The 18,736-nt window shown below is 69.6% G+C and carries 22 protein-coding genes; 11 read left to right on the top strand and 11 right to left on the bottom strand.

Translation table 11 applies throughout. From position 1 onward, the window contains the following. From ND747_RS24715 to ND747_RS24725, 3 genes are all read left to right on the top strand, one after another. A partial coding sequence (locus ND747_RS24715) for an integrase core domain-containing protein (RefSeq protein ID WP_251736586.1) occupies nt 1–426 on the top strand: 426 nt, incomplete at its 5' end. A gap of 181 nt (nt 427–607) precedes the next feature. After that, nucleotides 608–2,038, top strand: coding sequence for a hypothetical protein (locus ND747_RS24720; protein WP_251736587.1), 1,431 nt, complete (start codon nt 608–610; stop codon nt 2,036–2,038). A gap of 365 nt (nt 2,039–2,403) precedes the next feature. Then, complete coding sequence (locus ND747_RS24725; protein WP_251736588.1) at nt 2,404–3,105, top strand: hypothetical protein; 702 nt, start codon at nt 2,404–2,406, stop codon at nt 3,103–3,105. A 98-nt stretch (nt 3,106–3,203) separates the two neighbouring features. Here ND747_RS24725 and ND747_RS24730 read toward each other — a convergent pair whose 3' ends face one another. Continuing rightward, the gene (locus tag ND747_RS24730; RefSeq protein ID WP_251736589.1) at nt 3,204–3,638 is read right to left on the bottom strand and encodes a hypothetical protein; all 435 of its coding nucleotides are present in this window, start codon (nt 3,636–3,638) and stop codon (nt 3,204–3,206) included. A gap of 97 nt (nt 3,639–3,735) precedes the next feature. On the opposite strand from ND747_RS24730, the gene ND747_RS24735 reads away from it, so the two are divergent. Together ND747_RS24735 and ND747_RS24740 are read left to right on the top strand one after the other, a co-directional pair. Continuing rightward, a complete protein-coding gene (locus ND747_RS24735; protein WP_251736590.1) occupies nt 3,736–3,876 on the top strand; it encodes a hypothetical protein in 141 nt (46 codons plus the stop codon). A 129-nt stretch (nt 3,877–4,005) separates the two neighbouring features. Then, nucleotides 4,006–4,203, top strand: coding sequence for a hypothetical protein (locus ND747_RS24740; protein WP_251736591.1), 198 nt, complete (start codon nt 4,006–4,008; stop codon nt 4,201–4,203). A gap of 109 nt (nt 4,204–4,312) precedes the next feature. Here ND747_RS24740 and ND747_RS24745 read toward each other — a convergent pair whose 3' ends face one another. The 3 genes from ND747_RS24745 to ND747_RS24755 all read right to left on the bottom strand — a co-directional run bounded on the left by ND747_RS24745 (nt 4,313) and on the right by ND747_RS24755 (nt 5,693). Further along, entirely contained in the window at nt 4,313–4,519 is a 207-nt protein-coding gene (locus ND747_RS24745; protein WP_251736592.1) for a hypothetical protein, read from the bottom strand. Further along, nucleotides 4,512–4,937 (bottom strand): helix-turn-helix domain-containing protein, encoded by a 426-nt coding sequence (locus ND747_RS24750; protein ID WP_251736593.1) that lies wholly within the window; start codon nt 4,935–4,937, stop codon nt 4,512–4,514. Before ND747_RS24750 ends, ND747_RS24745 begins: the two co-directional genes overlap by 8 nt. Before the next feature lie 75 nt (nt 4,938–5,012). Beyond that, complete coding sequence (locus ND747_RS24755; RefSeq protein WP_251736594.1) at nt 5,013–5,693, bottom strand: hypothetical protein; 681 nt, start codon at nt 5,691–5,693, stop codon at nt 5,013–5,015. On the opposite strand from ND747_RS24755, the gene ND747_RS24760 reads away from it, so the two are divergent. Next, complete coding sequence (locus ND747_RS24760; RefSeq protein WP_251736595.1) at nt 5,692–6,216, top strand: hypothetical protein; 525 nt, start codon at nt 5,692–5,694, stop codon at nt 6,214–6,216. The genes ND747_RS24755 and ND747_RS24760 overlap by 2 nt on opposite strands. 350 nt (nt 6,217–6,566) lie before the next feature. Here ND747_RS24760 and ND747_RS24765 read toward each other — a convergent pair whose 3' ends face one another. From ND747_RS24765 to ND747_RS24790, 6 genes are read right to left on the bottom strand one after another with little or no spacing between them, the layout of a single operon-like run. Beyond that, nucleotides 6,567–6,902, bottom strand: a complete 336-nt coding sequence (locus tag ND747_RS24765) for a hypothetical protein (RefSeq protein ID WP_251736596.1) — start codon at nt 6,900–6,902, stop codon at nt 6,567–6,569. Nucleotides 6,903–6,931: 29 nt separating this feature from the next. Beyond that, nucleotides 6,932–8,113 carry a hypothetical protein gene (locus tag ND747_RS24770; RefSeq protein WP_251736597.1) on the bottom strand — a complete coding sequence of 394 codons (1,182 nt, stop codon included), beginning with the start codon at nt 8,111–8,113 and terminating at the stop codon, nt 6,932–6,934. Further along, the gene (locus ND747_RS24775; RefSeq protein WP_251736598.1) at nt 8,110–9,663 is read right to left on the bottom strand and encodes a hypothetical protein; all 1,554 of its coding nucleotides are present in this window, start codon (nt 9,661–9,663) and stop codon (nt 8,110–8,112) included. The genes ND747_RS24770 and ND747_RS24775 overlap by 4 nt, the downstream gene beginning before the upstream one ends. Next, a complete protein-coding gene (locus ND747_RS24780; RefSeq protein WP_251736599.1) occupies nt 9,660–11,021 on the bottom strand; it encodes a hypothetical protein in 1,362 nt (453 codons plus the stop codon). Before ND747_RS24780 ends, ND747_RS24775 begins: the two co-directional genes overlap by 4 nt. Further along, nucleotides 11,018–13,153 (bottom strand): type IV secretory system conjugative DNA transfer family protein, encoded by a 2,136-nt coding sequence (locus ND747_RS24785; RefSeq protein ID WP_251736600.1) that lies wholly within the window; start codon nt 13,151–13,153, stop codon nt 11,018–11,020. The genes ND747_RS24780 and ND747_RS24785 overlap by 4 nt, the downstream gene beginning before the upstream one ends. Beyond that, nucleotides 13,150–13,908, bottom strand: coding sequence for a hypothetical protein (locus ND747_RS24790; RefSeq protein ID WP_251736601.1), 759 nt, complete (start codon nt 13,906–13,908; stop codon nt 13,150–13,152). Before ND747_RS24790 ends, ND747_RS24785 begins: the two co-directional genes overlap by 4 nt. A gap of 504 nt (nt 13,909–14,412) precedes the next feature. Between ND747_RS24790 and ND747_RS24795 the strand changes: the two genes are divergently transcribed. The 4 genes from ND747_RS24795 (at nt 14,413) to ND747_RS24810 (ending at nt 17,712) form a co-directional block, all read left to right on the top strand. Next, nucleotides 14,413–15,603 (top strand): toprim domain-containing protein, encoded by a 1,191-nt coding sequence (locus ND747_RS24795; protein ID WP_251736602.1) that lies wholly within the window; start codon nt 14,413–14,415, stop codon nt 15,601–15,603. A 153-nt stretch (nt 15,604–15,756) separates the two neighbouring features. After that, entirely contained in the window at nt 15,757–16,149 is a 393-nt protein-coding gene (locus ND747_RS24800) for a DNA-binding transcriptional regulator (protein ID WP_251736603.1), read from the top strand. 71 nt (nt 16,150–16,220) lie between these two features. After that, nucleotides 16,221–17,027, top strand: a complete 807-nt coding sequence (locus ND747_RS24805) for a hypothetical protein (RefSeq protein ID WP_251736604.1) — start codon at nt 16,221–16,223, stop codon at nt 17,025–17,027. Continuing rightward, nucleotides 17,017–17,712 (top strand): 2'-5' RNA ligase family protein, encoded by a 696-nt coding sequence (locus ND747_RS24810; RefSeq protein WP_251736605.1) that lies wholly within the window; start codon nt 17,017–17,019, stop codon nt 17,710–17,712. Before ND747_RS24805 ends, ND747_RS24810 begins: the two co-directional genes overlap by 11 nt. Nucleotides 17,713–17,748: 36 nt before the next feature. On the opposite strand, the gene ND747_RS24815 is transcribed toward ND747_RS24810, so the two are convergent. Then, nucleotides 17,749–18,327: a histidine phosphatase family protein gene (locus tag ND747_RS24815; protein WP_251736606.1), complete on the bottom strand. Its 579-nt coding sequence runs from the start codon at nt 18,325–18,327 to the stop codon at nt 17,749–17,751. 196 nt (nt 18,328–18,523) lie between these two features. On the opposite strand from ND747_RS24815, the gene ND747_RS24820 reads away from it, so the two are divergent. Next, a complete protein-coding gene (locus ND747_RS24820) occupies nt 18,524–18,691 on the top strand; it encodes an FxLD family lanthipeptide (protein ID WP_251736607.1) in 168 nt (55 codons plus the stop codon). Nucleotides 18,692–18,736 lie beyond the last annotated feature (45 nt).

Genomic DNA, 18,736 nt, shown 5'->3' on the forward strand with positions numbered 1-18,736 from the left:
ATGGTCTCGAAGCAGGTGTCGGAACTCCTCATCGACCTGGGTGTCCACCGGTCCCATTCACGGCCACGGACGTCGAACGACAATCCGTTTTCGGAAGCCCAGTTCAAAACTCTCAAGTACAGCTACGATTTCCCGGAGCGGTTCGGGTCGTTGGCCGATGCCCGTGCCTACTGCGAGGGTTTCTTCACCGCCTACAATCATGACCATCGTCATTCCGGGATCGGGTTCCACACTCCCGCCTCGGTCCATTTCGGCACCGCCGACCAGGTCCAGGCCCACCGGCAGGCCACCCTCGACCGTGCCCACGCGGCCCACCCCGAGCGGTTCACCCGCCGCCCCCGGCCACCCCGCCTACCCGACACAGTGTGGATCAACCAGCCCATTCCAAGCCAACCGAGCGACGACCCACTGTCCCAGTTGACTTGACAACTACCGGGATGCCCCGACGCTACTGGCCTCTCATCTATGCGCGGACGGCATCCCGATCACCCCGGCCGATGTTCGCCTGGCCGACCTGAGAAATCGGCTGGAGAGCCTCAACGCCGAGACGATCGCACGGATCGCGCAGCTCGCACTCTCATCGCCGGACATTGGCTGTAGCGGTCACGTGGACTGGCTCTCGCAGGCCATCGAGGCCGTTGCCGGCGACGTGCTCAGCGTCTATGACGCTTATGTCAACAATTTTAAGCACGGGAGTGCCGGAACGGACGCAGACGTGGCAGTCTGGCGGGTTCGGGTCGCCTGCGTTGCCATGCTGGAGGGAGCTACCTACCCCATCATCTCGTTCGCGGAGAAGGAGCTCATCCGCATTTCCGATCCGTCCGACCCGCCGGAGAAGTCGGCGCACCCTTTCAGTCTGCAGGACATGACCGACTGGCTGAACACTGTGGAAGCGGCACCGGATCCCAACGGAATCCCTTGGTCACGCCCTGTGCGGTTCAAACAACTGTCACTTGGTGCGGCTCTACGAAGATATTTCTGGGAATTCAATCCTCATCTTGTTGATATTTATCTCGAATGGTTTGATCAGCTCGCGGCGGGACTGTCCAGGTACCGGGACGGGTCCGACGCTCTGGCGAGGTTAGCCGAGCGGATCATCGACCAGACGGTCGACTCCGGTGAGGGCGCGGATCTACTTCTGTTGGCGCAGCGCTGGATGGAGCGACCGGAGCGGCCCCATCGTGTTGCCGCCACGATGGCGTTGCGCCGAGGGCTGGATGACGAGCGCGCAAGCGTGCTCTTCCGCCAAGCCTTCTACGACTGGTCTCGCGACTCCCGGCTGCCACCACACGCCGCATCGCTCCTTATCGGCCTGTGCAAGGAGCTTGCAGTTGATCATCCTGACGCGGCGATCACACGGCTGTGGCACTTCATGGCGCACCCTGAACGGAGAGTAGGCAGTGCCGCAGCCGACTCAATGATGCCTCTCGGGCGGAGCGCCGAAAACTACACAAAGGTACTGAACAAAATCATGACCTACCTCGCAGAGCGAGCCGCGGCAGTCGCTCTCACTGCCTTCAGCGATCTCCCCAAGGACGACAACCGCTATGAACGGCGAACGAGCAGGGCTGTCGAGATTTTCTTGGAGCTGACAGAGACAGACCGCCTCCAGAAAGTATATCCCGATGCGTTCAATGACCCCGCGCGGGAGACTACGAGCGCCCCAATCCTGTCTCCGGAACTACGATCAGGTCGACCCATAGTCGAAACGCTTACCCTCGCTTGGAGAGTGGCCCTCGCCGTCGGACGACCCTGGGCGCTGGTCCCGCGACTCAAGGACTGGCTCACGGCGGCGGACCGGCCGGGACGCATACACATCCTGGATATCCTCGTCGACGCCTGCGGTAATCGGTTAAAGCTTCGCAACATGCTAACAAATCAGGCATGGGCCGCCACCATGGCATGGGGAGGCGATCCAGCTTTGGAGCGGATCTACGAAGAACTACTGGACCGGCTCATTTCGGCGGCCGAAGCAACCGGACCCGACGGCAACGAAATAGTTAATTCAGATCAAACCGAAAAGACGGCAGAAAAATGATTCCCAGGATTCCATCGGGATGGTCCGCGCGCGCCATCCTGGCCACCCTCCTCTTCGCTGCGACCATTCTAATCGTCTCCTTCTCCGTGGGCAGCCTGGGCTGGCTACTCCTCGTTGTGGTCATAGTCGTTGCAGGCATATCATATGGAGGGCATCTCCTCCGAAGGGACGAGGAACTGGCCGGCCTCGACCAAGATTCCGTGAATGCAACACCCCCGACTCCCAGGGTGGCACGATCGGAGCACCTCGTCGAAATTCTGCCGAGTGCAGCAGCGGGATTTCCCTTTATAATCTCGTGCACTGTCTCCTGGTTGACCCCGAGTAACCTCAGCTACGGTGTTGGTTGGAGCGCGGTTCGTGGACTGGTGGCGGAACGGGCCGGTGAAGTGACATGCATCTTGACCGTGGGCGATCCTGCGCTTGCGCGTGACCTGGTCAATCAGAGGCTTAAACGTGAACTTGCGAACAAAGTTACCTCCGAGCTTGCTCTTTCAATGATCCGTGTAGAAGATATCGACGTCCATGTCAGTCAAGATGCCGCCGCAGGCTGGAGCCAGGTCATCAAGTGGCGGCAGGGCGTCGACCTAGCCGATCTGAAGCTCGATCATCTCGACAAGTCGGTCTGGACCGAGCCACGTCACGCCCTTCTCTGGCATCTTGCTCGACACGATCCTGACCCTGCTCGGGCAGTCGAGATCGTCGAGCCCGTGCGGCGGCTCCTGCGCGCACTGGATGAGAGCGACAAGCCATTGGCGCTGGATGGTGCTGGAGGATCCGCTCGATCCGACTCTCCCGTGTACGTGCAGATAGTTGAACAATTAACCGTGGAAGCCGGCGAGCGCGCGTTTTTCGCGCTGGATCTCAGCCGCCTCCTAATTCGGTCAGGAAGGCACTCTGAAGCCGCGGAACTCAAGAGACGATTTATCGAGAAGCCCCGAAAGACCGCAACCAAGACCGAAGGCCCGCATCACGCCAGCGGATCGACGACGGAGACCGGATCGAACTCGGCGCAGAATGAAAGTACTTCCCGCGAAAGCAGGTCACGCGACCGTCCCGCTCGATCATGAGAGCATCCGAACGACACTGCTGCGATCTGCCGGTCAGCAGGTGGGGGCCGGGGTTGATTTTACCGCTAAGCGCGCAGGCGCTCGCTGAAGATACGGCATCAAGGCCCAAGATCGGGTTGTTCAGTTGCAGGTAAGGCGGCCGGGATCGTGGTGTGCGGGGGATGGATATGGTTGACATCGGGCGCCTCCAGCGGCTTCACCGAGGCACTTTCGTCGAGCCCAGACCCCTTCAGCCTCTCCGGGGCGTGGATGGCGGTGAGGGCTGCGAGGGTGATGAGGGTTTCGGTGCCGTCGAGGCCGATCCAGGGGCTGTCGGCGAGGATGCGGCGGAGGGTTTGTGGGGTGTGGGTGACGGCGGTGGACAGGGTGGTGGCGTGGACCTGGAGCAGGCCGTGGCGGTGGTCGTCGATGCGGATCAGTCCGTCGGTGGTTTCGATGAGGTGGGGGGGTTCGCCAGGCGGCGCCTCCCACGGCGTCGGGTGGGGGGTTGTGGTGGGGGATGTCGAGGAGTTCCTGGTCGGGTTCGGGTGCATAGCGTTGGACGAGGTAGAGGGCGCGGTCGCGGTGGGGGTGGGTGCCGGGTAGGCGCAACAGGTGGGTGATGCTGGTGGCGCCGCTGCGGGTGGCTTGGTGGTAGGCGTCAAGGAGCCAGGTCTGCTCGTTTACGGAGATCGGTTCGCCGCCGCCGAGGGTGCCGGTGGGCCCCAGGAGTGCCTGGTGGACGGTGAGGTTCTGGGCCGCCAGGCCGCTGCGTTCGGCGATCTCGGGTAGCAGGATCGCGGCTCGGCGCAGGACGTCGAGGGCGCGGGCATAGTCGCGGCGGTCTGGGTGGGGGCCGGTTCTGCTGCTGTCGATGAGGGAGCGTCCGGTGGCGCTGACCAGGGCGGGAACGGTGCGGCCGTGGAGGCCGCGGGAGGTGGTCTGGTCGAGGGCCTGGCGGATGGTGTGCCAGAGGTGGGTGGTGGTGGCGGTGTGGGCGGCGGACAGGGTGATGTCGGCGAGGCGAACCATGGCGCCGCGCACGGCGAGGGGGTCGGCGAGGATGACGGCGTCGAGGCTGCGGTGGTGGCCGGCGCGGTCGAGGTGGGTGGCGAGTAGGTCGTGGGCGGCGCCGAGGGTGTCGGCGGCGCGGTGCCAGGGGGTGCGTCCGGGGGTGGGGTGGCGTAGAGCTGGTCGGCGAGGCGGCTGGTGGCGGCCAGCCGGTTGATCAGCGGGGTGGTGCGGCCAACCCTGTCGAAGGGGCGTTGAGGAACGTGGCGTGGCGTCCGGCGAGGGCGAACAGGCGGCCGATGCCGGCGGCGTGGTCGAGGATCTCGCCGACGCGGGCGGTGGGGCGTGGGGGGATGGCGGCGGCGGTGGCGGCGAGGCGGGTGGCTTCGCCGGTGAGGGTGCCGTAGGTGAGGGGGTCATGCATCGCTCGGTGCGGTCAGGCCGAGGGCGTCGAGCAGGTCGACGGTGCGGACCCGGTAGAGGCGGCCGTAGCGGCGAACCGGGCAGGGGAACTCGTTGCTGCGGGCGAGGGTGTAGGCGAGGCTGCGGCCGATGAAGAACAGGCCGGCGGCGGTAGGCAGGTCGACGACGGCGGGTAGGCGGCGGATGCGGGCGGCGTGCCAGGCGGCCCAGCCGCCACGGTCGAGGCCGAGGGTGGTCAGGAGGTCGGCGGTGTGGATGCGGTAGAGCCGGCCGTAGCGGTGGACGGGGCATGGGAAGTCGCCGGCGCGGGCGAGTTCGTAGGCGAGGGTCCGACCGATCCGGAAGTAGGGGGCGGCGTTCTGAAGGTCGAGGGTCAGGGGTAGGCGGTGCAGGGCCTCAGAAGAGGTCGGCGGGTGCATGGGCTTCTCTCAGCTGGTCGAGGTGCGAGGGGCGACCGGTGCAGGAGGGTGGCGGGTATCGGCTGCCGGGTGTGTTCACGGGCTGGGCAGGGGCGGCCCCGGCCAGGCGGACAGTTCTGGTAGCGGCGGTGCCGCAGGCGGTGATGCTGCGGGGGGTGGTTCCGGTGTCGGTCGCAGCGGCGCTGAGGGGGTTGGTGGTTCGGGGTGGACGGTCAGTCCGCGGCGGATGATCCGGTCGGGGAAGCGTGCGAGGAAGGCCACCGCGCGGCTGGGGTGGGCGGTAATGTGCCAGTCCGCGAAACGGACGTGGGCCTCGCGGGAGGCCTCCCCGAGGAGCTGGCGGACCTGGAGGCGTCGGTGGCGGCCGGGGTTCCAGCGCCAGGTCCGGGCATCAAGGTCGGTGTCGGTGGGCGGGGCCTGGTGCAGGGCGTAGGCGAGCGTGGCGGTGTCGCCGTGGGCGAGGCGGGTGCGGATCTCGCTGGTCATCACGTCGGGGAGGGTGCGTTCGACGAGTTCGCGGTGGTGGCGTTCGTCGGGGGTGCCCAGCAGCCAGCCGTTGCGGTCGCAGATCGCTTTGATCACGGTGTCCGTGAGCTCGGCCGGATGCGCCGGTGGCGGATGCCGGCCGGCGAGCGCCCGTAGGTCGGCCAGGCGCAGCGCCGGGTCCGCGCAGGGCCAGTTCGGCGGCGACGATCGGATGCGAAGCGTGCAGGACGCCGAGGGCGAGGAGCACGGTGTCGCTGCGGCCGTGGGCATGGCCGGCCTGGTCCAGCCAGCGGCGTCCTTCGAGGGCGGTGCGTACGGCTGCGTCCATGTCGCCGAGGGCATGGTGGATGCCATGCCAGCCGACAAGATCAGTCCGCTGGGGGTGCAGGGCCGCGTCGGAGCCGTGGACGGTGGCGGGTTCGGTGTGGATGACGGCGGCGGGGAGGCCGTGCAGCAGTGCGTTCGCCGTCATCCACAGCCGTGGCAGGTCAGGGTCGGAGGTTGCCGCACTGTCGCGCAGATGGGCGCGGGCCAGGTAGGTGTCCAGGGCGAGCGGCAGGTTCGCGTCCTGCAGGGCGTTCAGGCTCGGCTTGCCATCCGCTCGACCAGGCCGGGCCCCGGTGGACGCCGAGGTGGACGAGCGGGCAATCAGCGTTCCGACGCCGTGGGCGACGCCGAGGAGCATCTCGGGATCGAGCCGGTGAGCTGCGGCGATGTGGTTGACGGTGGCCCTCTGCGTGCGGGCCGGCTGGCGGCGGGTGTGTGCCGCGGTCTCCTGGAATGCGGCGAGTAGCCGGGAAGGTGCTACGTCTGGCCGGGTCGATGGCGGGGGTGGGAGGCAGCGCAGATCGTTGAGGATGTCGGTGGCGCGATGTCGGATCTCGAGCTGGCCGGCGACCGGCAGTAGGGTGTGCGCCGGCCACATGCTTACGGCCCGGGAGAGGCCGAGGGTGCGGTCATGGGCCGTGGCGGCGCCGACCCGCCGGGGTCTGGTGCCCGTCCATGGCGGTCGGGCCCGCGCAAGGTCGCGTTGCCCGCGCGGGCTGCTCTGGCGGTCGAAGAAGCCGTAGTCGCGACGGCCGAGCGCGGCAGTGTCGGCGTCCGGGGGCACGCGGCGGCCGGGAGGGGTGTCGTCGCGTCGGCTCATGGCAGCCCGCCCGCACGGTTCACAGCGGCGGCTTCGACTCGTTCCCGGGCGAGCCGGTAGGCGCGGATCCACGCCGCGGCAGCGAGCTCGTCCGGTTCGGGTTCTCCCCCGCTGCGGACCAGGGACCAGCCGTCGACCTGTTCGCGCAGCTCATAGACGGCGCTGAACGTTCGCAGCGCGACGACTCCGCTGCACGCAAGGCGACCGATGATCCTCGACGCGGACGCGCCGAGGAGATGTCGACGTAGCGCAGCGGCGGCCAGTACGAGCAGCGCATCCGGGTCCTGGCCGAGTCGGACGGGAACCGCCAGAACGACCGGCTTACCGAGCATGCTGATATCCCAGGCAGGTCCAGGTGCAGTCACGGGAGACCATCCAGGTCAGGGCCAGCCGGTGACCGCGGGGCGCTCACCGGTGGCAGTACGGATGCGGGTTCCGGCCCCGGCTCCGGCTCTCGGGTTGGAGCATCGGTCGCGCGGGAGTCGCCGGATGCCGGGCTGCCCGCGGACGCCGAGGGCGACGGCCGGCCCTGCGGTGACATGGGCGGCGGGTCCTGCGGTGACATGGGCGGCAGCGGGTCCTGGGCAGGAGCAACCGGCGGTGTCGGGCCGTTCGGCGGGGTGGGGCCAGGTGGCGGTGTAGATGGCGGCGGTCCTTGTGGCGGGCCGGCCGGTGGCGGCGAGGGCGGGGCGGCGGTGTGGATGTTGGGCAGGACGGCAAGGTGCAGGGCAGCGAGGGCGGCGAGGGTGATGGGTGGTTCGCTGCCGTCGACTCCGGGGACGAGGGGTTGCAGTGCGCGGACGAGATCATGCGGGCGGACGGTGAGTGCGGCGGCGAGGTCGTCGGCGTCGACGTGCAGCCAGCCGAAACGTGGGTCGCTGACCGTTGCCGTGTCGCCATGCCAGGTCAGGGACACCGATGCCGGCGGCTGGGCAGGTTCCCGCCACGCCCGGTCCCGGCCCGAGCTGGCGCTGGCGCCCAGGCTTGCGCTCGGAGCGCGCGCCGCGGCGGCCGGGGTGTCGTGGGTCCAGATCTGGGCGGCGAGGGCCTGCTGCGCGGCGGCGTAGGCGGCGAACAACGTGGGATGCGGGCCGTGGAGCACCAGCGCGCCGCGTTCGACGGCGTGCAGGTAGCCCCACCACTCGACCACGTTGATCACAGGCGGGGAGTGCGGCGGGCCTGGCGGAGGGTGGGACGGCGGGCGGCCAGGCCCGGGCGGCGGACCAGTCGTGATCTGGGGGCTGGTGGCGGCGCGGAACCCCACCACGTCGCCGAGGTCGACGATCTGTGGGAGTTGCAGGCCGCGGCCGTGCGGGCCGCGTTCCCAGGTCAGGTGCGCCCAGCCGCCCGGCACGACGGATTCGGGCCAGAACGTGGCCGCGTGGACCGCCGCTCCCGGTGGCGGGATGAAGGGCAGGTCGAGGAGCAGGCCGCTGGTGTGCAGCCGGGCTGTCTTCAGCCGCGGCCCGGCAAGATCCGCCGTGCGGAACGGGCCTGGCCCAGGCGCACCGTCTGTGGGCGGCCCCGGCGGCGGGGTGGTCACGGGTCCAGGTCCATGGGACCGATCCCTGGCATGTCAGGCGGTTCAGGCGAGGTGGGTGGCCGAGGGCGTGGCAGCTCTCCGGACAGGCCCGCCGGCGGGCTCGAAGCGGGCGGGAGGTGAGGATGATCCGTGGCCTGTAGGAAGGTGATGCGCTCGGACAGTTCTGCGTGGGGCGCGAGGGCGGGATCGAGGACCTGGTCCGGCGAGTGCAGATCGTGGCGGACGAGGGCTGCCGTGGTCGGGGGGAGGGCGTGGGGCATCAGGGCGATCTCGCGGACCGCGACCAGGATTTCACCGGGTATCAGCGGCACGCCGGCCGCCTCGCGGGCCAACAGGATCCGGTCGACGGTAGGCCAGGCTGTTCCGGTCAGCGCGATCACCTCGCGGGCGTCGAGGCGGATGCAGGTGCCCGGTTCCCCATCGGGTTCGATGTCGTAGGCGAGCTGGCCGTCGGCGTCGACGGCGCGCAGGACCCAGCCGCGGCCGAAACGTGGGTCGTCGATGGTGGCGATGGTCGCCGCGAAGGTGAGGACGACCGGTCCATGTGGCCCGTGGACCGCGGTGTCCCTGGCCTCCAGGGTGTGCCGGACCCGTCGGGCCTCGGCGTACAGCAGATAGTCGGGGTCCCGCCGACCAGGATGGCCGGGTAGATCGGCCACATCCGGGCGCCACAGATAGCCGGCCGTTTGCCCACCACGCTGCGCCGACTCGCGGATGGTGCCGGTGGCGGTCAGACCGTTCGCCAGGTCGACCTGGATGCGGGTGCCCGCCGTGAAGGGCGGGGTTCGGCCCAGTGTGCGCACCGCGAGCCGATCACGATGGGCCTGCAGGAAACTCTGCTGCGCGTACGACAGCCTCCGCGGGTCCCGCTCCCGGAAAACAACCTGGTGGATGACCTCGCGGATGGCGTCGTCCGACCGCGGATCCGACCCGGTGGGAAGGACGGCGTCGTCGCCGGCGAAGACGACATGCTCGTCGGGCACGCGGGTGTCCTGCAGGCAGATCCGGTAGCTCAGGGTGTACCCGTCGTCCGGGGCGCTGCTACTGTCGGTGATGGCGATGATGTCGACCCGGTAGACGTCGTCCTGCCAGGTCCGCAGTGGCGGGTCGGCGTGCAGCAGCCGGCCGTAGGACTCCCACTCGCTGCTGCCTAGGGCGACCTCGCTGACCCGCCAGGGCCGTTCGCCCAGGTCCAGGCCGAAGTCGAGCAGCAGCTTCCCGGAGGCCAGTTGCCAATCGCCGCTCGGCTCGGCAAGCACAAGGTCATCACGTGGTAGGGACACGTCCAGGGCCGCGTGGACGGCTCGCGGCAGCGGGAAGCCCAGGGCCTCTTCGAGCGCGCAGACGCTGGGGCGGACGACGGTGGCCTCGACCGTGGACACGGTTGTGGATCGCTGGCGCATCAGCTGGGCGGTGAAGGTCGCCGTGCCGTCGGTGTCGCTGGCCGGCAGGAACCGCCACCACCCGCTGGGCACCCGGACGCGCACGGGTGCCGGATCGGCGTGGAACGGGGGAACGCCGCCCGGGTCGCCGGGGGTTCGGGGGGTCATCCGCCGGCCGCCGACGGCGCAAGGTCCAGGCCCGGCCGGACGTCCGGTCTCTCCCAGGCCGGTTGCGGTGACGTCGCCTCGGTGTCCAGAGCGGGTTCCGGGTCGGGCAGGTGGGAGAGCTCCGGTAGCAGACTGGCGCGCACCGCCGACGCGGGGCTGACGAAACCGCCGCGCAGCACTCCCCCCAGGCCGAACAGGCCCCCGGGCAGCGCTGCCCGGTCCGGGGTCCACTGGTAGGACCGCGGATCCTGACCGCCATTGGCGCCGCGGATCGCTGCCATGACCGTGCCCGGAACGATCCGTCCATCCGGCAGCCGCACCTCGACGCGCTCACCCTGGTGGAACGGGCCGGGGTGCTCTGCGACCAGGCTCCGCAGCTCCTCGCGACGCTGGCGCAGCATGTCCTGCCCGGCTGTCGGCGGCATGTCCGGGTCGGGGCTGGTCAGCATCATGACCAGCCCGCGGATCGTGTCGCTGCTGCGCACCACAACATCTGCGGGAACCTCGATGTCATCACCCGCCGCGAGCACCCGGTCGTTCCACGACAGCCGGTAGGTCAGCTCCCGCCGGCCCTCGTGAACGTCCTGGCCCAACACCACGATCTCCAGTCGCACAACGTCGGAGGGATCTTCCAGGCCGGCCTGTTCCCAGCGCAGCAGCACCGCGGACCGGGCCAGCGACTCGCCGTAGCTGAGCTCCGGTCGGCCGGGGACCCGCACCGGATCCGAGGGTCGAGGTATCCGGTGCTCGGCGATGCTCGGCTGATCGGTGCCCGCCCCCGCCACGGGCCCGCCCGCGACGCTGCCACCCAGCGGCACGGCCACGGTCCGGGCGCGCAGCACCTGGTGAACATCGTCGCCGAGCGCAACGCCGAGCTGGGTTTCCAGCTCCCAGCTCGACGGTGCGGTCACCGTGTACGCCGGCGCGGTGACCAGCGCCACCCCGGACAGCTCAGCCGGGCGGAAGGCGCCGACACACAGTCCCGACGGCGCATCCACGCCGATCAGCCACTCCCCCGCCGGCGTCCCCAGCCCGACAACCGAACCCCGAGAACCGTCTCCCCCACCGCCTGCGGTCGTACTCCCCATGGCGGCCTGGCCACCGCGGGCTGGGCTCCCGCTCGCGGAGCCGACCGACGGCGACCCGGAGGCGCCAAGGACGGCAGCCTCACCACCACTGGCCGACCCACCGTCCCCAGCATTGGCCTGGGCCATGGCGAGCCCGCCGAGCCACACCCGGCCCCGCGCCGAAACCTGCACAGGGTGGGTGAGATCAGCGCGTCGCACGACCCGCGATCTGCGCCCCATGCCCCGCGGCACCTGGGGTATCCAGCCGGACTGCTCACCGGTGGGGGTCATGCGCCGATTCCGTACCGCTCACGCCAGCGATGCCAGACCGCCCGCATCTCCCGGAGCAGCCAGCCTTCCACCGACGGACGTTCGACGCTCCCCGGCTGCGCCTCCGGCGGCGGTTCGCCGTTGGCCAGCGCGCGCAGAACAGGGTCGCGGAACCAGTAACGGCCGTACAGATGCACCGGCGGCAACGTGTGGTGCAACAGCAACGCCTGGCCCGGTGCCACCTGCCGCAGCAGATGCGCCGGAAGCAGCTCCAGTCGGGTCGGCGCATCACTGACCCCCTGACGGCCACCGCCCGGCGCGGCGTCGCTGGACACGCTGCGCGCGGCCACATGCTCCTGGCCAAGCAGCGAGGCGGCGTAGTCGAGCGTCGACTTGTCCGACAGACCGGAGAAGAAGACCTTCGTCGTCGCGTTCGACACGATCACATCGGCCTTCGCGCCGTAGGCCGCGTCGATCTGCGCCTTGGACTGGTAGACGAGCATCAGCTGAATGCCCATGCCCGCACACGTCGAGATCCGACCAGGCAGGTTCTTCATCGGCCAGTTCCCCGCCTCGTCGATCACGACGAGCAACGGCGGATCCAACGGCCTTCCCGTCGCCCCGACCCGGGCATACACCGCGCGAATCAGATCATCGACCAGCCCGCCGAGCACCGGCGCCAGCCGCTCCGCCCCGTCCAGATCGGCACACAGGTACACCGAGTTCGACCGCCGCCGCCTAGCCCCGCGACCTTCCGCTGGGTCGCCGCCAAGCTCGTGGTCAAACAGCGCACCGTCGTATGGCACGACTCCATGCGGCCCAACTCCGGACGATTCGGCACGGGACGGCTGGCCCACCGACGGATCGGCGTCGGAGAGTTCCTCGAGGACGTCGTCGTCGAACGGATCGTCGTCCCCGAAGGGATCGACGAGGGGAGCGGGCTCGTCGTCGAGCAGCCAGTCCAGATCAATCTCGGAGCCGTCCGCCGACCGGCGCACCGACGGCTCCTGCCACGGCCGGATCATCTGCCGGGCCACCAGAAACACCGACGAGATCTGCTTGGGATCGGTTTTCCACACCGCGGCAAGCCCCGCCAGCACCTGCTCGCCGTCCGCCCGAATCACCGGATCGTCATGGCGGGCGAAGGCCTGGGCGAAGCGCATCATCGCGTCGCGGTCCATGCTCGTCGTCCACCCGACCACTGCCTCCATCCCCAACCCCGCGGTGGACGCGAGCCAGAACAGCAGACCGAGCAGATCCTCACCGGCCGCCGTCCAAAAACTCATCTCCGACCCCGACGACGTCCAGTCCGTGCTGTTCGCGATCGACCGGGCCGCAAGCCGCGCCCCCGCCATATCCACCGCTTCCGCCAGCGGAGACCAGGTCGCCGACCGCTCCCCCGTGATCCCGGTCGGATCGAAAACCCGCACCTCCCCCAACACCCGCCGTCGGCGCACGGTCGCGTCCAGCAGGTCGTTTTTCACCGACAGGGCGATCAGCGGCCCCTCCCACTCCAGGATCGCCGGGACCGCCAACGCCGCCGTCTTCCCACACCGCGTCGGCCCGATCACCAGCACCGCACCGCGATCACCCCGACGCCGCGCCACATACGGGTGCAGCACCTGCGGCACCCGCTCGTCCACCGGCAACGACGCGTTCTCTGTCGCCAACAGCCAGCTGAACGGACCCCGACGGATCCGGCCCAGGATCATCCGACCGGCCACCGGACGCCCCACCCACATCGGCGCTACCTGCCACGGCACCGCGAACCGCGCCTCCGGATTCAGCCCCATCCGCCGGCGATAGGCCACGCCGACCCGTGCCTGCACCAGCAGCACCAGCCCTCCGGCGCACAGCAACGCCCCAAAAAGCGGCAACGCGGTGGCAATCCAGTACGCCGTCGCCCCCGGCAGCACATCAGCCTCGTCCACCGGCCAGGCCAGATAGGGCTTTTCCGGATTCACCGCGAGACGTGGCAACGCCGCCACCGCCGCACGCAGCCCGACGTGCATCGGCACATGCGCACCGAACAGCAACGCCGCGACCTGCGCACCCGCCCACACCCCGGCAACAATCGGGAAAGCCACCACAAAAATAATCAGCACCGCGGGATTCGGTGGTGTCCCGCTCCCCTGCTCTCCCTGCCAGATCACGCCACCCCACCCCCCGGCACCGCCGCGAGACGTCCCCGACCCACGGAGCTCCGCGTCACCGGCCGATCGGACGGTGGGCGGCTGGACGGCGGGCGATCGGCCGGCGGGCGATCGGATGCTGGGAGGTTGGACGGCGAAAGGACAACGGCCTGCAGCGCACGCACCGCCGCGTCCCGCCGCAGCCGCACCCCGCGATCACTGATCCCCGCCCGGACGGCGACCTCCGCCTGGCTATGCCCCACCACCGCCAGCTCGGCCAGCAACCGCACCTGCGCCGGCTCCGCACCGCCATCGAGACCGTCAGCCAGCACCTCGAGCAGTTCCGCGCTTGAACCCTGCCGTGCCCAGCCAATGGCCGGGCGACCGTTCAGCCCGACGGGAATGTCTGGCAATGGGTCGAGGTAGACGGTGGAGCGCTCCGTCTTCGACCGGTAGCCGAACACCCGGGAGACCGCGTCCAACACCACGTTCACCGCGATCTTCCGCGGCCGGCGCTCCAACGGAAACACACAGATCACCAGCCACGCGGCAGCCACCAGCTCGGCCAACACCTCGCCGAACCCCAGTCCCGCCACCGAAGCCGGCATCGACGCCGACACGGCCGTAGTACCCCGAGCACGCCGGGACCTCGCGGCGGCCTGCACCGTCAGCGCCGGCATCACCCGCTCCAGCACCACCCGCGCCGCCGCCCGATCCCCAGCCCGCGCAAAACCGATTAGCGCCGCCAGCCGCCCATCAGCCACCGGCACAGCCACCGACCGATCCCGCCCACACGCCGCCAGCAACCCGGCGACCGACCCACAGTGGCCGGCAAGAAGCGGGCTGACCGCCCAGCGGCGAAGCCCGTCAGCCGCCTCAGCCCCAGCCGACCAGCTGTCCCAATCCCGCTGCCAGGCGCCAAGCGCCGCCGATTGTGGCTCAAACCGTCGGTGACCGACGTCTGAACAGATGAGGTTCGACATGGCACCCGACGATCCGAACCAACACCATCCACCACGTCACCGCCACCAACACCGCGCAGGTCATCGCCCCAGAAACACGCATCGAAAACGTCATCGCTCCAACCATCGCCAAGACCCCACTCACTGGGCAGATAGGGATCCGCCAGAACAGCGGCCGGAATGGGAACAGTTCTCGCGATCTGGCCGGCTGGCCGGTGATGAAGAGGAAATGCTGATGTTGGGAAGGTGCTCCGGATCCGGCGGGTCTTGTTCACACAGCAGCGGGGGACCTGCCTGCTGCGGAGGGAATGTCGCGACGTGCCCACAGTCGATCGTGATGCTGTCCTCGACGACACCGATCTCGGCGCTCTGGCCACCGAGATCTGCGGTGAACCGCGCGGGCGGGGTCGGGGTGCCCGGTGGCATTGTCCGAACCCCGCCCATCCCGACGAGCATCCCTCGATGGGCATCTACCAGGGATTTCAGGGCCGATGGCGATGGAAATGCCATGCGTGCGGGGAGGGCGGCACCGCCATCGACCTGCTCGTCCTCGGCGCTGGCATGACCGTGCGCGACGCGCTCCTGGACCTCGCCGGCCGCGCAGGCCTCACACCCCAGCCACCCGTACGCTTGGCCGTCCCGTCCACTCCGGTACCGGCCAACCCGCCGTCTACTGCGGTGCACCCGGCGATCGGCGAGCTTGTCACCGCCGCCGCTGAGCTCCTCTGGCAGCCACTCGGCGCAGGCGCCCGCCGCTACCTGCACAGCCGTGGCTTCACCGACGACCTTCTCACCGCGAACAGGATCGGCTTCGACCCCGGCCCCCGCCAGCTCCCCCGCCCCGAGGGATTACCCCACGGCGGGCCCGGCATCGTCTTCCCCGTTCTGCATCCCGACGACCGCCAGCCCGCCTACTACCAGCTCCGTTACCTCAGCTCCAGAAGCACGCGCCGCTACGACCAGCCCGCCCGCACGCTCGCCCCCAACCCGAAACTCGCCCACCTGGCCACCAGCGTTCCGGCCCAACCCGGGATCACCGTGGTCTGCGAAGGGTTCCCCGACGCCCTGACCGCCACCCACAACGGACTCGCCGCCGTCGCGCTGCTGGGCACCGCCCACGCCAGCACCACCAGCGCGCCAGCCCTCGCCGAACGCCTCATCGCCGAACGCCCCGACTCGGCGTTCGTCCTCTGCTTCGACGACGACACCGCGCTCGACCCGGCCAAGCTTCCCGCCGGCCAGAACGCCGCCGCCCGCCTCGCCGACGAACTCGCGCACCGCGACCAGCTCGTCCTCAACATCCAACCCCCGACCGGCATCAAGGACATCAACGCCTGGTGGCAACAGGACCCGGCCACCGTCCGCAGCGCCTTTGAACGTCTCTCCGCGATGCTCGAACCTCCGGCGATCATCCAGCCGGTGGACGGGCCACGCCCTGCCCCAGGGCCGCCGCAGACGGAGGCGACAAACCCGGGCCTGCCCGACCTGGGCCAGCTACCGAGCTGCTGATCCTCTTCGCTGCTCTACCGTGCCCGCCGCCGCGCAGGAGACGGCCCGCCACGGTTCGATAATCGTCATGGCGGCCATCAACCGCAGTGCGTCGGGGCGGCGAGAATGCCCAGGAGAGTCCGGCGGCGGTTATCGGCGGGAGGTGGTTCGGTCGTGGCGGTGACGAGGTGGTCGGGTCGGGAGACCCGGGCGCTGCGTGAGGCCCGGCGGATGAGCGTGCGTGCCTTCGCCGCGCATCTGGGGGTCGCTGTTGCTTCCGTGTCGAACTGGGAGCGGCGGGGCACGGGAATTCGGCTGCGGGACGAGACACTGGAGATCCTCGACCGTGATCTTGACCTGGCCAGTGAGGATGTCCGTGTCCGGTTCGACGCGGCTCTCACCACTGCGGCCCCACCGGAGATGATCTTGGGCCGGCCGGACGACGGGTTGCCGGCCGGAACCGAGCCGATGGAGGGTGAAAGCACCGCTGACGTTCTTCGCCGGGTTCAGCGCCGAAGCCAAGGACCTGATGCGGACACCATCCGCGAGCTCATGACGACGTTCTGAGCATCGTTGCCCGCTACGAAGACCTGGATCACGCCGATTTCGTGCCCCGGCTACGCCGGCAACGGGTGCAGGTGGAGCTGTTGATCGATGGCTGCGGGTGGGCGGAGCCGCGGCGGGAACTGTTCGGGATCGCGTGTGCGGCGTCCGGGGTGCTTGGCTATGTGGCGGTGGGGCAGGGCCGGTTCGCGCTGGCGCAGGCGTACTGCGCGGAGGCTTTTCAGCTCGGGGAATTCGCCGAGCGGGCGCATCTGAGGGCGTGGGCCCGTGGGTTGCAGAGTTTCTGCGCCTACTACCAGCAGGACTACCGCGCGGCGCTGGAGTTCGCCGTCGACGGGCTGCGGCACGCCGGCGCCGGCCCGCAGCGTGTGCGGCTCGCGGTCAACGGGGCGGCGCGGGCGCTGGGCAGGCTGGGGGATGTCCAGGGGGTGCATCGTCTCGTCGGGGAGGCGCAGCAGATGCTGGCCGGTCAGGACGTCCCGCCGGGGATCGCCTCGAGTATCGGGTTCGGCTGTTACAGCCAGGCGCAGGTCGCCAGTAACGCGGCCACCGCCTATCTGGCGTTGGGGATGGCGGAGCAGGTGCGCCACCAGCTCGACCGGGCGATGCCCGCGATCAGCGCGGCCGGGTCGCCGTGGGGCCGTGCGCTGGTCCTGATCGATCAGGCAACCGCGGTAACACAGTCCCGGCAGGCGGATCTTGAGCAGGCATGCGGCCTGGTCGGCGAGGCACTCGTTCTGGTGCGGGGACGGCCGGTCATCTCGGTCCAGCAGCGCGCCGAGGAGTTCGTCCGCTACGCGGCGGGACGGTGGGATCGGCCGCGCGAACTCGCTCCCCTACACGCCGCCCTGGCCCACAGCGGGGGAACCGATGGGATCTGACTCCACCGCGGGCCCCGGCCCTGGCCTCAGCCGGGCTGCGGTTCTCGGCGCCGAGGCCAGCGCGGCCGAACGGTTCTGGCAGCTTGATCGGCTGCACAACCACTGGGCCCGACCCGGGCTTCGTCGTTCCTGGCAGTGGTACCTCACCTTCGAAAACTCCCCCGAGCTACGCGCACTGGTCGCGCGCTGCCAGGCCGCCATCGCCGACGACGTCTACGATCCTGTTGCCCTCGACAGTCTGCATCTCACCCTCGACCGCATCGCGGCGAACGATGCGATCACCTCTACGCAGATCGCCGCAGTCGCCGCGGCCGGCCGGCGGGTCTGTGCGCGGCTACGCCCGTTCGACATCACCACCGGCTCCCTGGCCGGGACGGCGGGCGCGCTCGGTCTCGCGGTCGGACCAGTTGGGCCGCTGCGGCAGCTGCGCGCTGCCCTGCATGAGGCCACCCACTCGGTCCTGCCCACTGCGCCTCCCCTCAGCGCGCGGTTCGAGCCGCACGTGTCGATCGCCTACTGCAACACCGACGACGTTCCAGCCGCGCAGGCCCACACCGCGGTGCGAACGCTGCAGGCGCTTCCCGCCGCGACCGGCACTGTCACGGCCGCGGTGCTGGTGGATCTCGAGCGACGAGAGCGGACGTATGTCTGGCGCCCGGTCGCCAGCATTCCGCTGTCCTCCTGACCCGGCTTCCGCCCGGCAGGGTGTGATCCGGTTGCGTTACCGTCCGTCCTCGAGACCCGGGCCGAGCGCGCGCCGCAGGTCAGGGCCGTCGAAGCTGAGCGTGTAGATCGCGGGCGTCGGCATCGACAGCCAGCAGGCACAGTCGATCGCAAGTCCACACCCGAGGAGCGCCCGGGCGATCCACGTGCCGTGGGTGGCGGCCAGGATCGTCGCCGTGGGCGCGGCCGATCCCACAAGTCGACGGACCGCGTTCCTCGCCCGGTTGGTGAGTTCGTCGAGTGTCTCGCCCGCGCCGATGGCCGTCCCGGGTCGAGCCCAGCTCCGTTCGTAGTGGGCCTGCCAATCACGCGTCGGAGCCAGACCTGACCGCCACTCACGAAGCTCCTCCCGGCGCTCTACCGGCAGTCCCAAGGCCCGGGCAGTCGGCTCCACGGTCTGCACCGCACGCAGGTACGGACTCGACACGACCCGCGAAGCGCCACAGCCACCGAGAACCCCGACAAGGGCATCCGCCTGTTCGCAGCCCCTCCCGGTGAGCGGGCGCCGGTACTCGTCGGGGCCATCGCGAGTCGGCGCAACCGAGACGGCGTGGCGGACCAGGAGCAGATCAACCATAAGAAAGATCATGCCCTGTCGGGCAGCAGGCGATAGCCCAACCGGTCCCGCAGACGAGGACAAGACCGGTACAGCGGCGACTATCCGTCGGATGTCACGCACGGAAAGATCTCCCTTACATCCGGCAGGTGCGTTGCGCATGCCGCGCGGGATGTCCGCCGCTGCGCCGGGCCTGCCCTGATCGAAGGGAGTTCCCATGTCTGTTTCCCTCTCGTCGTCGCTGCCGGTGGCCGCTGCGCCGATGCCGAGCACGCCGGACGAGTTCCGTCTCGATGTGCGGATCGTCGAGCGTGGTCCGGCTGCGGCGGCGTTGCTGGGCGACACCGACGACGGCTGCGACACGGTTCGCGGCGGCGACTGCTGACCGGTCTCGCGGCCCGTCCCACCATCAGCGTCGGGACGGGCCGCG

It is taken from the genome of Frankia sp. R82 (genome assembly GCF_023716925.1).
GTDB lineage: Bacteria > Actinomycetota > Actinomycetes > Frankiales > Frankiaceae > Frankia.

Coding starts and splice junctions, on each gene's coding strand:
- ND747_RS24750 (WP_251736593.1), bottom strand. CDS start 4,937: ATGCACCCGCCGACCTCTTCTGAGGCCCTGCACCGCCTACCCCTGACC.
- ND747_RS24755 (WP_251736594.1), bottom strand. CDS start 5,693: ATGCCCACGGCCGCAGCGACACCGTGCTCCTCGCCCTCGGCGTCCTGC.
- ND747_RS24820 (WP_251736607.1), top strand. CDS start 18,524: ATGTCTGTTTCCCTCTCGTCGTCGCTGCCGGTGGCCGCTGCGCCGATG.
- ND747_RS24810 (WP_251736605.1), top strand. CDS start 17,017: ATGGGATCTGACTCCACCGCGGGCCCCGGCCCTGGCCTCAGCCGGGCT.
- ND747_RS24775 (WP_251736598.1), bottom strand. CDS start 9,663: ATGACCCCCCGAACCCCCGGCGACCCGGGCGGCGTTCCCCCGTTCCAC.
- ND747_RS24815 (WP_251736606.1), bottom strand. CDS start 18,327: ATGGTTGATCTGCTCCTGGTCCGCCACGCCGTCTCGGTTGCGCCGACT.
- ND747_RS24765 (WP_251736596.1), bottom strand. CDS start 6,902: ATGCTCGGTAAGCCGGTCGTTCTGGCGGTTCCCGTCCGACTCGGCCAG.
- ND747_RS24730 (WP_251736589.1), bottom strand. CDS start 3,638: ATGCACCCGAACCCGACCAGGAACTCCTCGACATCCCCCACCACAACC.
- ND747_RS24760 (WP_251736595.1), top strand. CDS start 5,692: ATGGCCGGCCTGGTCCAGCCAGCGGCGTCCTTCGAGGGCGGTGCGTAC.
- ND747_RS24780 (WP_251736599.1), bottom strand. CDS start 11,021: ATGACCCCCACCGGTGAGCAGTCCGGCTGGATACCCCAGGTGCCGCGG.
- ND747_RS24745 (WP_251736592.1), bottom strand. CDS start 4,519: ATGCATGACCCCCTCACCTACGGCACCCTCACCGGCGAAGCCACCCGC.